Origin of the sequence: Psychrobacter sp. AOP3-A1-26 (genome assembly GCF_052378235.1) — a bacterium.
Taxonomy (GTDB): Bacteria; Pseudomonadota; Gammaproteobacteria; order Pseudomonadales; family Moraxellaceae; genus Psychrobacter.
In genome coordinates, this window is record NZ_JBQSXN010000009.1 from 47,700 (window position 1) to 62,088 (window position 14,389).

General features: G+C 42.8%; 14 protein-coding genes. 8 read left to right on the forward strand and 6 right to left on the reverse strand.

Annotated elements, in window-relative coordinates; all coding sequences use genetic code 11:
* Positions 1-557 precede the first annotated feature (557 nt).
* The 6 genes from ACT3TU_RS03185 (at position 558) to tsf (ending at position 6,520) form a co-directional block, all read left to right on the forward strand.
* Entirely contained in the window at positions 558-2,792 is a 2,235-nt protein-coding gene (locus ACT3TU_RS03185; protein WP_444784016.1) for an ATP-binding protein, read from the forward strand.
* A 20-nt stretch (positions 2,793-2,812) separates the two neighbouring features.
* Positions 2,813-3,175 carry a response regulator gene (locus tag ACT3TU_RS03190; RefSeq protein WP_444784017.1) on the forward strand — a complete coding sequence of 121 codons (363 nt, stop codon included), beginning with the start codon at positions 2,813-2,815 and terminating at the stop codon, positions 3,173-3,175.
* A gap of 29 nt (positions 3,176-3,204) precedes the next feature.
* Positions 3,205-3,654, forward strand: a complete 450-nt coding sequence (locus tag ACT3TU_RS03195) for a chemotaxis protein CheX (protein ID WP_444784018.1) — start codon at positions 3,205-3,207, stop codon at positions 3,652-3,654.
* 38 nt (positions 3,655-3,692) lie between these two features.
* Complete coding sequence (locus ACT3TU_RS03200) at positions 3,693-4,142, forward strand: chemotaxis protein CheX (RefSeq protein ID WP_192522542.1); 450 nt, start codon at positions 3,693-3,695, stop codon at positions 4,140-4,142.
* 456 nt (positions 4,143-4,598) lie between these two features.
* The gene (gene rpsB, locus ACT3TU_RS03205) at positions 4,599-5,417 is read left to right on the forward strand and encodes a 30S ribosomal protein S2 (protein WP_192522541.1); all 819 of its coding nucleotides are present in this window, start codon (positions 4,599-4,601) and stop codon (positions 5,415-5,417) included.
* Positions 5,418-5,638: 221 nt separating this feature from the next.
* Positions 5,639-6,520 carry a translation elongation factor Ts gene (tsf, locus tag ACT3TU_RS03210; RefSeq protein WP_192522540.1) on the forward strand — a complete coding sequence of 294 codons (882 nt, stop codon included), beginning with the start codon at positions 5,639-5,641 and terminating at the stop codon, positions 6,518-6,520.
* Positions 6,521-6,766: 246 nt separating this feature from the next.
* Here tsf and ACT3TU_RS03215 read toward each other — a convergent pair whose 3' ends face one another.
* The 4 genes from ACT3TU_RS03215 to hflX form a co-directional block, all read right to left on the reverse strand.
* Positions 6,767-7,573 carry a lytic transglycosylase domain-containing protein gene (locus tag ACT3TU_RS03215; protein WP_444784019.1) on the reverse strand — a complete coding sequence of 269 codons (807 nt, stop codon included), beginning with the start codon at positions 7,571-7,573 and terminating at the stop codon, positions 6,767-6,769.
* 645 nt (positions 7,574-8,218) lie between these two features.
* Positions 8,219-8,908, reverse strand: a complete 690-nt coding sequence (locus ACT3TU_RS03220; protein ID WP_192522538.1) for an LrgB family protein — start codon at positions 8,906-8,908, stop codon at positions 8,219-8,221.
* 22 nt (positions 8,909-8,930) lie between these two features.
* The gene (locus tag ACT3TU_RS03225) at positions 8,931-9,368 is read right to left on the reverse strand and encodes a CidA/LrgA family protein (RefSeq protein WP_192522537.1); all 438 of its coding nucleotides are present in this window, start codon (positions 9,366-9,368) and stop codon (positions 8,931-8,933) included.
* Positions 9,369-9,616: 248 nt separating this feature from the next.
* Positions 9,617-11,053 (reverse strand): ribosome rescue GTPase HflX, encoded by a 1,437-nt coding sequence (gene hflX / locus ACT3TU_RS03230; RefSeq protein WP_192522536.1) that lies wholly within the window; start codon positions 11,051-11,053, stop codon positions 9,617-9,619.
* Positions 11,054-11,409: 356 nt separating this feature from the next.
* On the opposite strand from hflX, the gene ACT3TU_RS03235 reads away from it, so the two are divergent.
* A complete protein-coding gene (locus ACT3TU_RS03235) occupies positions 11,410-12,210 on the forward strand; it encodes a lysophospholipid acyltransferase family protein (protein WP_192522535.1) in 801 nt (266 codons plus the stop codon).
* 131 nt (positions 12,211-12,341) lie between these two features.
* Here ACT3TU_RS03235 and ACT3TU_RS03240 read toward each other — a convergent pair whose 3' ends face one another.
* Together ACT3TU_RS03240 and fkpB are read right to left on the reverse strand one after the other, a co-directional pair.
* Complete coding sequence (locus ACT3TU_RS03240) at positions 12,342-13,382, reverse strand: aldo/keto reductase (protein WP_444784020.1); 1,041 nt, start codon at positions 13,380-13,382, stop codon at positions 12,342-12,344.
* Between the two features lie 147 nt (positions 13,383-13,529).
* Positions 13,530-14,027 carry an FKBP-type peptidyl-prolyl cis-trans isomerase gene (gene fkpB, locus ACT3TU_RS03245; protein ID WP_444784021.1) on the reverse strand — a complete coding sequence of 166 codons (498 nt, stop codon included), beginning with the start codon at positions 14,025-14,027 and terminating at the stop codon, positions 13,530-13,532.
* 146 nt (positions 14,028-14,173) lie between these two features.
* Here fkpB and ACT3TU_RS03250 point away from each other — a divergent pair.
* Positions 14,174-14,389 (forward strand): cold shock domain-containing protein (locus tag ACT3TU_RS03250; protein ID WP_444784022.1); only part of this gene is annotated, 216 nt, incomplete at its 3' end.

Sequence of the window (14,389 nt, forward strand, 5' to 3'; positions counted from 1 at the left end):
TTTCAACATATCCTCTATGTGAATACATATCTGTGCCTATGGAAAAGATATTGATAGGGTATGGGTTTTAATAAAAGACGCTTAAGCTAAAAGTAATTCTTCACTAAAAACGTAGGACACGCCCTAGACCTACTCTAATCTTCAAGGATAGATGATTGAATGGTTATATGGCCAGTTGCCTTGTATAACACTAAGGCTTAGAGATGTCATAAATGTTTGGCTAGGGGCTGTATAGAATTCAGCTATTAGGACTGCTGATTGCTAAAATTGTTTCAGACTAGGCGTAAGTCGAAGGTAATGTCGAGACCTTAGCTAGATTTACAACACTGTCTGGGGCAATTTTAGCATCAGTCAAGCAACAGGACTATTTTTTGCCACTTCTTAGCCAAAACTATCGCGCTTAGAATGACTAAACTTACTATTTTTGGCGTCGAATTTCCTAAAAAATAGTCTCTGTCAGTTCCATAGCTGAATTCTATACAGCCCCTACATTAAAGCGATCAATCATTCAGATTTTTAATCTCATTTTATGCACTATTTAAACAAGGAAGTTAATTGTGGATGCACCTTCTACACGTTCAAATTTGGATATCTCTAAAAACCGCTATACCTCAATTGTCGTTTCAGTCGTTATCTTCTTACTGTTAACGTCAGGTGTTTTGGTTACTAGTATTTATAACTCACTGAAGATTCGTGATTTGCGAGCTGGTACTACGTTGAGCTCGGACCTTCGAAGTGATATTCCAACGCTCACCCAAGAGATATATTTACTCAATATTATGCGTCAACAGCAGCAACCTGCATCTGCGCTACAGTCGCAAGCGGCAAAAATAACTCAACTGACGCAAGAGCTTGATAGAGAAATCACTACGCTTAGTGAGGGCGGTAATGTTGCTATTCGTGATGATGAAGATGTTTATAAGCCTCCAGTTGCGCCTGATCAGATTGAGTATGTACAAAACACTTTAAATCTGTGGACGCCTTATAAACAAGAAGCAACCAGCTATGTTGATTCACAATCAGTCTTAGCGGCAAGTACTTTAGAGGATAGGTTTGGAGAGAGTACACAAGGTATTTATGATAATGCCACCGCACTTAGTAATAGTTTAGGTAATGAGAACGGTCAGCGTGCTGGGTTCCTACGGAATCTGCAAGTTTTTGGTATTTCATTCGCAATTTTATATTTCATCATATTCGTACTATATTTTGTGCGTAGATTGAAATCCTCTGATGAAGAGTTGATAACGGCGCGCCGCGAAACCCAAGAAATTATGCAAACGGTCAATACCGGTCTATTTCTGCTAGATAAAGATTTGAATATTGGTCAGCAGCATTCTCGTGCACTAAACGATATTGTCGGCGAGGATAGGTTGGTAGGAGAGAACTTTACCGATGTGTTGCGCGGTCGTATTTCTGATAAAGACCTAAAGACCACACAGCAGTTTATTGAACAGCTCTATAACCCTCGAGTCAAAGAAAAACTGGTGGACTCTCTTAATCCCCTGCATAAAGTGATGCTACACAATGCTTCTGGAGATAAAGCACAGAATAACCGTTTCTTAGATTTTAAGTTTTCACGTGTTTATGACAACAAAGACATTGCCCGTATTTTGGTCAACGTCCACGATGTGTCAGATGCGGTGTATTTAGAGCAGCGTCTAGAAAAAGAGCGCTCGCAAAATGATATGCAGATTGAGATGCTCACTACTATCTTGAATGTAAACCCAAAGATTATTAATGAGTTTATTGGCAATACTCAGATGCATATTGATAAAATGAACAATATTTTAAAAAATCCTGGCAGCTCACAATACGAGCTTGAAGGCAAATTAAAAGCCATCTATCGCGAAATGCATAGCTTAAAAGGTGAGGCGTCTGCGTTAAAACTGCACAGTTTTACCAAGATTGCCTCAGATGCGGAAGACAAACTGCATGCGTTACAAAACCAAGGCCAGCTGTCGGGCAATGATTTCTTGCCACTAGCAGTACATTTGGATGACTTGTTAAGCTTATCAAATACCATTGCCACGTTAGGCGAGCGTATCAACCGCTCAGCGCCTGCGACCGCAAAACCTATACCAGCACAAACTGCGCCTGCGTTAAACGACAACATTGCAAATACTAGCGTTCCAACAGCAGTGGTTGCTGAGCGTCAAACCTCAAGCCAGTCAAGTGCTAACTCGGTTGCTGACATGGCGATTGACGGTGGTCAAGATATTGATTTGGACGATGATGCAAACGATGATCGGTTGTCTTTTTATCAAGAGTTCGTAAAAGACATCGCCGCAAGACAAGGCAAGCAATTAGAGCTGAAGAGCCATACTTTGACCCAAGTGCATATACCAGATCGTCTTGCCAAGCCAATCAAAGAGATTAGCATTCAGTTATTACGTAACGCTGTGGTGCATGGTATTGAAGCGCCAAGTATCCGTCATTCGACTGACAAGGCTGCGATAGGAACGATTAATTTAGAAGTACAAAATAATGGTTCAAACGTGATGCTGATTGTGCAAGATGATGGTCAAGGTATCGACTATGACAGCATCCGCACTAAGTTGAGTCAAGGAGGTCGTTTCAGTAGCGAAGAAGCCAGCCAGCTCAGTCAAAGCGAGTTGCTCAAGCAATTATTTACCTCAGGATTCTCTACCAGAAACGACGCGGATGAAGATGGTGGACGCGGTGTTGGTCTCGATATCATCAAAGCACAAGTAAAAGAATATGATGGCAAGCTTAATGTCAATAGTGAACTTGGAAAAATGACACGTTTTGTCGTTACGCTACCTGCAGCTTAATTAAGGAAGATAGATAAGCTATGTACAAATTAATGATTGTTGATGATTCAAATATCATCCGAAACCGTATTCAGCGCGCGTATGATTCAGGGCAGTTTATGTTGGTTGCTACGGCAACCAGTGGGGTTCAAGCTATTGAAAAGTTCAATATTCATCGTCCTGATGTGATTACCATGGACTTGACCATGCCGCAGATGGACGGACTTGAGTGTATTGAAAAGATCATTGCGATTGACCCTGAAGTCCGTATTTTGGTCGTGTCAGCGTTGTCTGATAAGGCTACGGGTATTGAAGCGTTGTCGTTGGGTGCCAGCGGATTTTTATGCAAGCCTTTTTCAGAAGAAGAGCTTGTAGAATCTTTGCATGAGTTGATGCAAGACTAAACCATTCAACGACTTAAGTAGATGTGATTATGAAAGAACAAAAGCTACAGATTTTTTTAAGTATTATTAGCAATTATTTTAATCAGCTTGGCGGAGAAGAGCTCGTTGCCGATACCCCTTATTTGTTGGAAAACAAGCAGCCAAAAGTTCATGATTATACGGGTGTGATTGGTATATCAGGTGGACAAAAAGGCGTGGTGTATTTTTCGGCGACCCGTCAATTACTGTCCTCTATATTGGATAGCATGGGTGAAACCGATAAAAGTGATGAGAATTATATCGATTTAGCCGGTGAAGTAGCAAATACCATCGCAGGCAATGCACGTAAAGAATTTGGCTCAGAGTTTCATATTTCTGTACCGTTTGTGTTCAAAGGCGCGCCACAAAGTATCGTGTTGCCGAACGATGAGCGTTCTTTTATCATTCCCATCGCTTGGCATTCGCAAGTAGGCGAGATTGTGGTCTGTTTGCAGGATTAATACTGCTGCCACGTAATAAAGATGGATAGTAATATATTATGGTTAAAGTAGAAAAACTAGGTGTGTTTCTTAGCTCAATCAATGCGTTTTTTGCGCAGATTGATGGCTCGGATGTGTCTATTGATACCCCTTATTTAAATCATAACAAGAGTGCGGTTGGTTATGATTTTAGTGGTGTCATCGAGATATCAGGTCCTCTTGAAGGCTGTGTGTATGTGAGTGCGCCAAGTGTGATGCTGCGAGAGGTGATAAAAGTAATGGGCGAGCCTGATTCATCAATGACGATGATGAAAGACTTGTTGGGTGAGATGGCAAATACCATCTCTGGCAATGCGCGCACTGAGTTTGGCTCGGAGTTTATTATCTCTCCGCCGCATATCGTTGAGGGCGCGCCAAGCGTGTCTTATTTGCCCAAAGACCGCCAAAGCTATGTCACACCATTTACCTGGCGTGGTTATAAGGCAGTGATAGGTATCTGTATCGCTTAATCCATCACTGATATAGTGAGTTCAGTATAAAATCGATACAGCGGGACTGGTATGAATTTTTTGCAGCCTCTGTCTGCGCAGGCACAGCACGCCAGAAAAATTTATACCAGTAGAACGCTATTTTGAATCTACCTCTTTTATAGTCGATTGACCATATCATACGCTCAAACAGCATAATAGCACTAGCAGTCGCCAAGCGTTATATGATAAAATACAGCGCAGCTATTTTTATAATTTAGTATTGTTAAGTTAAAATCATGGCTCACTTTTTTAAACCCACCCATCAACCAATGACACACACATCATGGCAAAAAATTGCTGGGTGTTTGGCGACTTGATTAATTTGCTTAATGGCTATGTGTTGTATTTATACACGTGCATCCAAAGCAAATGCGTGTCGCTAGATAGGCAGTTTTTGTGATGTGGAGGCATAACCCAACCAATAGGATATTTAACATGGCTACAAACAATCCAACCAAAATCGAAATGCGCGACTTATTACAAGCCGGCGCTCACTTTGGTCACCAAACACGTTTTTGGAACCCAAAAATGGGTCCATACATCTTTGGTGCGCGTAACAAGATTCACATCATCAACTTAGAGCACACCGTAAAAGCGTTTAACGAAGCATTGACTTACGTAAATGGCCTAGCTGCGAAGAAAAACAAAGTATTATTTGTTGGTACCAAACGCGCAGCAAGCGGCATCATCGCTGAGCAAGCGACTCGTGCTGGCATGCCATACGTTGACCATCGCTGGTTAGGTGGTATGTTGACTAACTGGAAAACACTACGCCAGTCAATCAATCGTCTAAAAGAGCTTGAGAAACAAGCAGAAGACGGTACTTTCGCTAAGCTTACCAAGCGTGAAGCGTTAGAGCGTACTCGCGATATGGAAAAACTTGAGCGTTCATTGGGCGGTATCAAAGACATGGGCGGCCTACCTGACGCAATCTTCGTTGTAGACGTTGATCACGAAGCAATTGCTATCAAAGAAGCCAAAAATCTAGGTATCCCAGTTATCGGTATCGTTGATACCAACTCTAGCCCTGACGACGTTGATTACATCATCCCAGCTAACGATGATGCTATCCGTGCGGTGACTTTGTACGTAACTTCTATGGCTGATGCGATTATCGCTGGTAAAGAATACGCACAGACTCAAGCTGGCGGCAAAGCTGACCAAGCACAAGAAGCTGCAGAGCAAGCGCCTGCTGCTACTGAAGAAGCACCAGCTGAAGCCAAAGCAGAAGAAGCGGCTACTCCAGCAGAATAAATTGCTGACCGATAAGGTTTAACTTTGTAAGGATGTCTTGATAGTCAACCTATTAGCAGCCATATAAAGTTATTAACAGCGTATAAGCTCATAATAGGCATGATGTAGTTTTACTCGTCATGCCTTATTATTGACACGCTAAACAGCATTTAAGCACGTTTAAATACGTCTAAATAAGTATCGTGCACGTGCACCCCCATACATAATAAAAGGTAACTCTTATGTCAGAAGTAAAAGTATCTGCCAAAATGGTAAAAGAATTGCGTGACCGTACTGGTCTTGGCATGATGGAATGTAAAAAAGCGTTAGAAGAATCAAACGGCGATGTCGAAACTGCCATTGATAACCTACGTAAATCTGGTCAAGCGAAAGCGGCTAAAAAAGCTGGTAACATCGCAGCTGACGGCGCAATCATCATCGCTCAAGGCGAAAATAAAGCATTCTTGTTAGAAGTTAACTGCCAAACTGACTTCGTCGCAAAAGATGACAGCTTCACTGCATTTGCAGAAAAAGTGGCTAACCTTGCCCTAGAAAACAACGTCACTGATGTCGCTGCTATCTCTGAGCTACCGTATGGCGATGGTCAAACGGTTGAAGAAGCACGCGTATCATTGGTACAGAAAATCGGTGAAAACATCCAAGTTCGCCGTGTTGAAACGCTAGAGGGCGCTAATATTGCCTCATACCGTCACGGCCTACGTATCGGTGTAGTGGTATCTTTTGAAGGCGGTAATGCAGAAACTGGCAAAAATCTTGCCATGCATATCGCTGCATTTAACCCAGTTGCTGTCGATGACGAAGACGTTGCTGCTGACGTACTAGCACGCGAAAAAGACATCATCGAAGCCAAAGCAAAAGAGTCTGGCAAGCCTGACAATATCGTTGAAAAAATGATCGAAGGTGGCCTACGTAAATACCTAGACGAAGTCACTTTACTACGTCAGCCATACGTGATGGACAACGATAAAAAAGTTGGTGACGTATTAAAAGCTGAAGGCGTAAAAGTACTTGGTTTCAAACGTCTAGAAGTTGGTGAAGGCATCGAGAAGAAGCAAGAAGACTTTGCTGCTGAAGTTGCTGCTACCCAAGCGGCAAACAAATAATACCAAACCCAAAAATTAAGATTGGCCGTGTCAAACTTGTTTAGTCTATAAGACATAGTACTTGAAGATATAGTATTTGCACTCATTTTCTTTGCGATTCTAATCTTTGTGAATGGTATAGATGTTAAAAGAGTGAGTGCTACGTCGATTGTTTGATATAGCGCTAATCGCTTATCTTTTAAATACAAAAAGCCCGCTAATTATTAGCGGGCTTTTTGTATTTGGCTATTACTGCTGGTTTTTATATTAGCGTAATGCCGCATAGGCTGAGTTGGCGTAGCTGGGGTTATTGGTATTATTATTGGTCGCGTAACTGACGTTTTGCAAGCCACCACTGGTATTAGGATTGGCAGTTTGGTTACTGGCATTCATACTGGTTTCAGTAAGACCGGCGTCATTTTTATATAAGCTATGGTAGCGGCTCATCACTCTTTGGACATAGTTACGGGTTTCTTTAAAAGGAGGGATGCCGTTATATTTATCGACATTACCTTCACCCGCATTATAGCCTGCAATCGCAAATTCTACATTGTTATTAAAACGCTTCATCAGCCATGCAATATATTTAGCAGAGCCTTCGATATTTTCGGCTGGATTCCAGGCATTACTGACTTTAAATCGGCGTGCAGTAGCCGGCATTAGCTGCATCAAGCCTTGCGCTCCGACAGGTGAGCGGGCATTAGGGTTGAAGGCTGACTCGGTGTGCATCATTGCCTTTATAAGTGCAGGATCTACGCCATGACGCGCAGCAGAGGCACGAATATAACTGTCGTATGAGTTGCGGCTTCCGCTATTGCTGCTAGCGCTGCTACCGTAGTTATTGCTGCTACCGTCATACATTTTAGAATCTTTGTAGTAGGTTACTTTCACTTTTTTGGTGAATTTATCGAAATTACCACTTGGACTAACATTGGTCAGCAGGACTTGGCCACCTGTGTCTTTATAGATATACATATTGCCCGCTTGGGCAGTGACAGAAAAACTGGATAGAGTAACGGCGGTGAGTAAAACAGGAGACAAGCAGCGAGTCACTAAGGTTGCAACATTCATCATAGGGTTATCACTTTTTATCGAGTCATAGCAAATTACTTTGCCTATAGGCGCACTGTTTATAGACATATTGTTTATAGGTCTATTATTTTGCGCGTTTAAGCGGTTGCCGTGTTTGCAGCCATCATTGATATATCAATCCAGCAAAACTACGTTTAATTAAAAACCACTCACAATAGATACAAAAAATAATACTTGCTTACTATAACATATAATAACTTTTCAACGCATGTGATTATCCGAACGAAATACAAAAGTCGCGATTAATTTGTAAAAAAATCAATACCCTAACGTTTTTAAGGGCATTGAATCATGCTTTAGTCCACTGTTTTTTAAGCTTATTTATCACTGCTAATATTTTAATGGTAATGAGCTATTATAGTCAGGTCCATATAAAAGAGACACTTATAGTCAGTTCTAAATAAAATCGACACGTCAATAATCCCGTGCTACTGGTGCTAATTTTTCTTGCTTGCTGTTCGCAGGCGTGACAGAGGCGGCGAAAAATTTACTCCAGTAGCACTCGTATCAGTTTTAAAGTGAATCAGCTATAGTATAGTATAGTGTGGTGTATTCATTTTATTCAGTATCGACTATGTTTACTAATAAAGCTTTGTTTTAGTTAAATAGAAGTTTTATTAAACACGATTAAATGGAAAGCGCCGTGATAAAGATAGGCACCCAAACGGCGGTTACTAGACCATTCACCGCCAAGCCAAATGCCGCATAACGACCAGCGGTATGACTGATTTGCCAGGCTTCTACCGTACCAAATGCATGAGCGGCCAAGCCAAGCGCCAACCCTTTGGCGCGATCATCATCGATACCGCGAAACATAAAGCGCGCCAACGTACCACCAATAATTCCTGAGACAATAATAATTAGGTTTGCCATAGCCAGAGGTGCTTTAATTAAATCTGCGATACTCAACCCAATCGGTGTGGTCACCGAACGAGTAGCAAAAGCAAGTATGGTGTCGTGGCTGAGTGAAAATACATACGCCAATGACATCGGTAGCAACGCCCCAACCAAACTGGCCAGCATGACAATCATCGTCAGTTTTTTGACCGGCAAGCCTTTAAAGTTCATGGCTGCCAATGGCACAGCCAACAGTACAGTAACGTAGCCTAACAGGTGGTCAAATACCGGTTTGGCCGCACTATAATAATGATTGTAATCCCATTGCAAAATAAACAAAAACAATAGCACCAAAGCCAGTGCAGTAATCACCATAGGCAACCATGAGAGCTTGCGCGCCAGTATGCGAGCTATCACGTGTGCTACTAAGGTTAATAATATCGCAGCAAGGGTGGTCATAAACATACTATCAAAACTCATCATATTCCTTTAACCACGCAGCTCAAAGCTGGCCCTTGTGCTCGTTGATAGTGCTGTCTCTGTCAGTGTCTATTTCACGATTTAACCAGCGATTAGATAAAATCGCCAGACCCCAAAGTGGGATAAGTGTACTGATAATCATGGTCAGCATCGCCCCCCACAACTCATCACCTAGCGCAAATAGTAGCAAACCTGCGCCTGCAGAGACTGGTAAAAAGGCAAAGCCGCTATCGACCAATAAGGTATTACTGGCTTGAGTGAGCCAGTTGGGTAGCCCTTTAAGCAGTCGCCACGTGATCAAAATAATAAACATCACGATTAACCCAACGATATTGGCGGCTTTTTCGATACCTGCCCACTGACAGACAATAACGGCGGCTTCACGAACAAAAACAATCATGGCTAAGGTTAAGATTAACGCCAACCATAGAGGTATATTGGGGGAATGAGTAGACTTCATAAGTAATTTTGGCCACGTCATGTATAAATAGGAGGATGAGAGCATATATCCTCACGAATGCCATATAAAAGTGATTATATATAAAGTCAGCAAACTAATAAAGTGTATAGAATAATTGGGCTTGCTGCCATTTTTAGCCTATTTAGATACAATCGCTTGAATTGAGGACACGCCTTAGCATACAAAAAAGGACGGTATCGCTTGATATCGTCCTTTAGCTATTAAATAAAGTACGTTAAATACATGATTTAGGTTTCTGAATCGAGCGATTTTTCTGCTGTCGAATTCAATGCTTCAAATTCCGCAAAGGCTTTTTCTTCGGCTTCGGTCATTGTCTGCTGCTCATCCTCATCAGGCTTTTCGAACTCTTCAAGTACTGGCATTAGTAACGTTGCTTGCGCCAGTGGCAAGACATCTGAAGGCTCTAGATTGGCTTGGCCAAGTAGCTGTTTGAGCCTTTCGCTTGGCAAACGAATGGTTAAGCATTCATGGCCGCTATCGTCGTAGCTTTCTTCTAAGATAACGCCTAACTCGTATAACGTGTTTTTAAATTGACCAGCATTGTAAGGTAAGGTCAAATCAAACGTCGTCAGTGCGCCAGTCAGCAGCTGCTGTACGGCAAGCGATAGCTCCTCCATACCTAGATTTTCGCGAGAGGAGACATACACTCGATTGGGTTGGCCTTCGCTAGCATAACCAATATGCGCAGGCTCATCGGTCAAATCAATTTTGTTATAAATATTGAGCACTGGCACATCGTTGTCGATTTCAGCTAGCACGTCTTTGACTGCTTGAATTTGCTCATGCATATCTTCGCTACTAGAATCGATAACGTGCAACAATAAATCCGCCTCTAGTGTCTCTTCTAACGTCGCATGAAACGATTCTACCAACTCATGCGGTAGATGACGTACAAAACCTACGGTATCAACCAAAACAACGCGACCAACACCTTGCCAGTCTAGGCGACGTAAGGTCGGATCAAGCGTGGCAAACAGTTTGTCCGCAGCGTAGATGTTTTCATCGACCAAACGATTGAAAAGAGTGGATTTACCCGCGTTGGTATAACCGACGAGCGAAATAGTTGGTACGTCTGACTTTTGACGACGTGCGCGACCTTGGGCACGCGTTTGGCGTACCTTTTCTAGTTTGTTCTTTAGCTGATTGACGCGCGTCTGTAATAAGCGACGATCCGTTTCAAGCTGAGTTTCACCCGGCCCACGCAGACCGATACCGCCTTTTTGGCGTTCTAAATGCGTCCAACCACGTACCAAGCGAGTCGATAGATGGTTAAGCTGTGCCAGCTCCACTTGTAGCTTACCTTCGTAGGTGCGAGCACGCTGAGCAAAAATATCTAAAATTAAGCCGGTACGATCAAGGACGCGACATTTTACCAGAGCTTCGATATTTCGCTCTTGGGATGGCGATAAGCTGTGGTTAAACAGTACAATGTCAGCGTCGTGTTCGCGTACCAATTCTGCGATCTCTTCTGCTTTACCGCTACCGACGAAGTATTTGGCGTCGGGACGTGAGCGCGCGCCTGTGACCAGTGCTAAGCGGTCTGCGCCTGCTGAGTCTGCCAATAGTTCAAACTCGCTAAGATCGTCAGGGTCTTGAATTTGGTGGATGTCTAAATGTACTATAATGGCGCGTTCGCCACCTTCATGTCTTTCAAAATAATCCAAAGAGTATCACCTATTTAATAAAGTAGATATATCGCTATTATCAATTGAGTAAACGCCTTAGTAAACGTCGAAATAGCATTTATATGACCATATATATGTGGTCTTATCGCTTGATATTAAAGCGTATCCGCTCAATTAGCGATGCTTTTATGTTACAGAGGTGATTATTAAAAGCAAACATCGCAGTAGCCCGGCATATTTTTTTAACGTTGTTCGACCATATAGAATCATTAAGATTATAACTCAGTGAACAAATCGTCACTGAGTTAATAAATTTTGTTATACTCATGGCCTTTGTTTACGATATATAATCATAAGTTTTTTAACCAATAAGTTTTTAACCACGAGGGGCACAGATGAGCCAATCTAAGTCAGGCTTTTCACTCAAACAGCAATTGGGACGCGGCAAACAGATTGCTGGCATGACCACCACCATCGCTGGCGGACTGCGTGCCGCCCAACGTATTGGAGCATTCAAACAACCGCCGCGCGAAACACTACCACGCTATATCCAAGCCTTTTGCCGCAAAATGGCAGGCTCTTTTGGCGTAAAGGTTATCGCAGTCGAGCGAGTAGAGCAACATCATGGTTTATGGGTATCTAATCATGTGTCATGGATGGATATTCCGGTAGTGGGTACGCTGAGCCCTGCTTTTTTCTTATCCAAAGCTGAAATTGGTGAATGGCCAGTATTTGGTAAATTGGCTCATGCAGCAGGCACCGTATTTATCGAGCGAGGTTCCGGTGATGCAGGCTCAGTTGCGACGCAAATTGCCAACTTCTTAACCAAAGGTTTCTCGGTCATATTCTTCCCTGAGGCGACCACTACCGATGGTAAAAGAATCAAGCGTATTCATGGTACCTTGTTACAAGCGGCGATAGATGCTGACGTTCCTGTACGGCCGCTGGTGATTGCTTATGTCAATAAAGATGGCACACTAAGTGAAGAACTGCCTTATTATGGTAAACTAACGATGAAAGATAGCTTAAAAAAGGTGCTCGATAGTAAAGACGTCACCGCTTATGTCTTGCCACTGGCACCGATAGACCCCAAAGGCTTAAATAAAAGTCAGCTGACTGATCTATTGCAGACACGTATGCAAGAAGGTTTGGCTGAGCTACATAAGCGCGTATTAACGAAATTAATTAAAGCATAATACTGTTTCAGATAAAAAGTTACTAAGTAAAAAGGCGAAAATCGCTAGGTTTATAACTGCGATTTGCGCCTTTTTTAGTTTTAACCTAGTGATTTTAACCATCTATTTATTGATAGGTAATAAGTATCAAACTAAGGTGATGGGTTTGGTTGCTGGGTATGTACTGCTTCGATAGCGGCTAATACATCTGAGCTCAAGGTTAAATTTATACTATCGATATTGGATTGGAGCTGATCGGTACTGCTCGCGCCAATGATATTACTGGTGACAAACGAGCGCGAATTGACAAAAGCCAATGCCATTTGTGCCATATCCAAACCGGCATCAGCGGCAATTTTGGCGTATTGAGCGGTGGCTGACTTTGCTTGCTCATTGGTATAACGCGCAAAGCGCTCATATTTGGTCAGGCGCGCCCCTGCTGGTCGTTGACCATCGAGATATTTACCAGACAATACACCAAAACCAAGCGGCGAATAAGCCAGTAAACCAACATTTTCACGGTGGGCAATCTCTGCCATCGCAACTTCATAGAGGCGGTTAAGTAAGCTGTAGGGATTTTGCACCGTAATCGGCGCGATTAAACCATTTTTGTCAGCTTCCCATAAGTAGCGCATCAGTCCCCACGCGGTATCGTTCGATAGGCCATAAGCACGAATACGACCTTTTTTAATTTCATCATTTAACGCTTGAATGGTTTCCAAAAAAGGCGTTAAATCCTCTAATGGCTGCGCTGCCATTGCTTCGTTATAACCGCGCTGACTAAAGAAGTTCGCTTGCCGTTCAGGCCAATGCAGCTGATAGATATCGATATAATCGGTTTGCAAACGCTCAAGATTGCCATCGATGGCGCTGCTGATTTGTTCAGCGGTATAACGCGTTTGCCCCTCACGTAAAAAGTCCATCGGTGACATTTTGCTGGCAAGAATAACCTTGTCGCGCTGTTTGGTCTTATGGAACCAAGTGCCCATAAAGCGTTCGGTATCGCCTTGCTTGTCTTTATCTGGCGGTGACGGATACATCTCAGCGGTATCCCAAAAGTTCACCCCTTCGCTGAGTGCCATATCCATCTGCGCGTGTGCATCGCTTTCGCTATTTTGCTGCCCCCAGGTCATCGTCCCCAAGCAGATTTTGGAGACTTGTTCATCGAGTTGTGGCAGTGTTTGATATTGCATCTATTTATCCTTTTTTATTCTATAGCCAATCCTATATAAAATGGCCACGGTGTCAGGCTCACTCAGTCTATTATTTGTAGTACTTCCAGTAGCCTTTTTTTGTCTAATTTATCTTGAAACGACTATATCGTCAGCCGTTTTTAGTATTTACATCAGCTTTACACCAGTGACGCCCGATGGGGTGACTTTAAATACTTTGACCTTAAATAACACCGACTGACCTGCAAGCGGATGGTTGAAGTCAACTTCTACCTCATCGTCTTTGATGGCGCTAATCGTACCGGGTAGGGTGTTTTTACCTTTGTCTTCAAACTCAACCAGCATGCCAATTTCAGGATTGTCAGCAATCAATGCAAATTGGGTGCGACTAAAATGCTGAATATTGTCAGGATTCCACTCACCAAATGCTTGCTCAGGTTCAAGGTGAGCCGTACGCGTATCTCCAGCACGTAAGTTCATCAACACTTGCTCAAAACCAGGCAATAAGCTCTCGTCGCCAATGGTTAATGACACTGGAGCGTCGCGGTTAAAGGTTGAGTCAATCACCGTACCATTTTCTAGCGATACTTCAAAATGCAGCTTAACAAGGCTGCCGTGTGTGATACGTACGTCTTCATTAGGGGTAATAAATTGGGAGTCGGTCATAATAGTAGCCACCTATTGCTGGAGTCGGGAATGGGTTGAGAACGATGTTAGAAATGATAAGCCATCTAAGAAAGGTTGTAAGCCTAAATAGTGTAACGCAAATAGTGTAATATATTTAGCGAATCTAATAGAGAGCGATAATATCGATGGCACATGAACAACAAGGTCGGGTGAAAAAGTGGCAAGATGATAAGGGTTTTGGCTTTATTGAAACCGAAACAGGCGAGACGGTGTTTTTTCATGTGAGCGAATTTAAATCTCAGCGTCGTCCTAATGTTGGTGAAGAGGTTGTTTTTAGTGTTGGGCAAGACAATCAAGGGCGACTGCAGGCAAAAGCAGTGCAAGAGCTGGGCTTTATACAA

Coding starts and splice junctions, on each gene's coding strand:
- tsf (WP_192522540.1), top strand. CDS start 5,639: ATGTCAGAAGTAAAAGTATCTGCCAAAATGGTAAAAGAATTGCGTGAC.
- ACT3TU_RS03225 (WP_192522537.1), bottom strand. CDS start 9,368: ATGAAGTCTACTCATTCCCCCAATATACCTCTATGGTTGGCGTTAATC.
- ACT3TU_RS03190 (WP_444784017.1), top strand. CDS start 2,813: ATGTACAAATTAATGATTGTTGATGATTCAAATATCATCCGAAACCGT.
- ACT3TU_RS03240 (WP_444784020.1), bottom strand. CDS start 13,382: ATGCAATATCAAACACTGCCACAACTCGATGAACAAGTCTCCAAAATC.
- fkpB (WP_444784021.1), bottom strand. CDS start 14,027: ATGACCGACTCCCAATTTATTACCCCTAATGAAGACGTACGTATCACA.
- ACT3TU_RS03215 (WP_444784019.1), bottom strand. CDS start 7,573: ATGATGAATGTTGCAACCTTAGTGACTCGCTGCTTGTCTCCTGTTTTA.
- ACT3TU_RS03220 (WP_192522538.1), bottom strand. CDS start 8,908: ATGAGTTTTGATAGTATGTTTATGACCACCCTTGCTGCGATATTATTA.
- ACT3TU_RS03195 (WP_444784018.1), top strand. CDS start 3,205: ATGAAAGAACAAAAGCTACAGATTTTTTTAAGTATTATTAGCAATTAT.
- rpsB (WP_192522541.1), top strand. CDS start 4,599: ATGGCTACAAACAATCCAACCAAAATCGAAATGCGCGACTTATTACAA.
- ACT3TU_RS03200 (WP_192522542.1), top strand. CDS start 3,693: ATGGTTAAAGTAGAAAAACTAGGTGTGTTTCTTAGCTCAATCAATGCG.
- ACT3TU_RS03235 (WP_192522535.1), top strand. CDS start 11,410: ATGAGCCAATCTAAGTCAGGCTTTTCACTCAAACAGCAATTGGGACGC.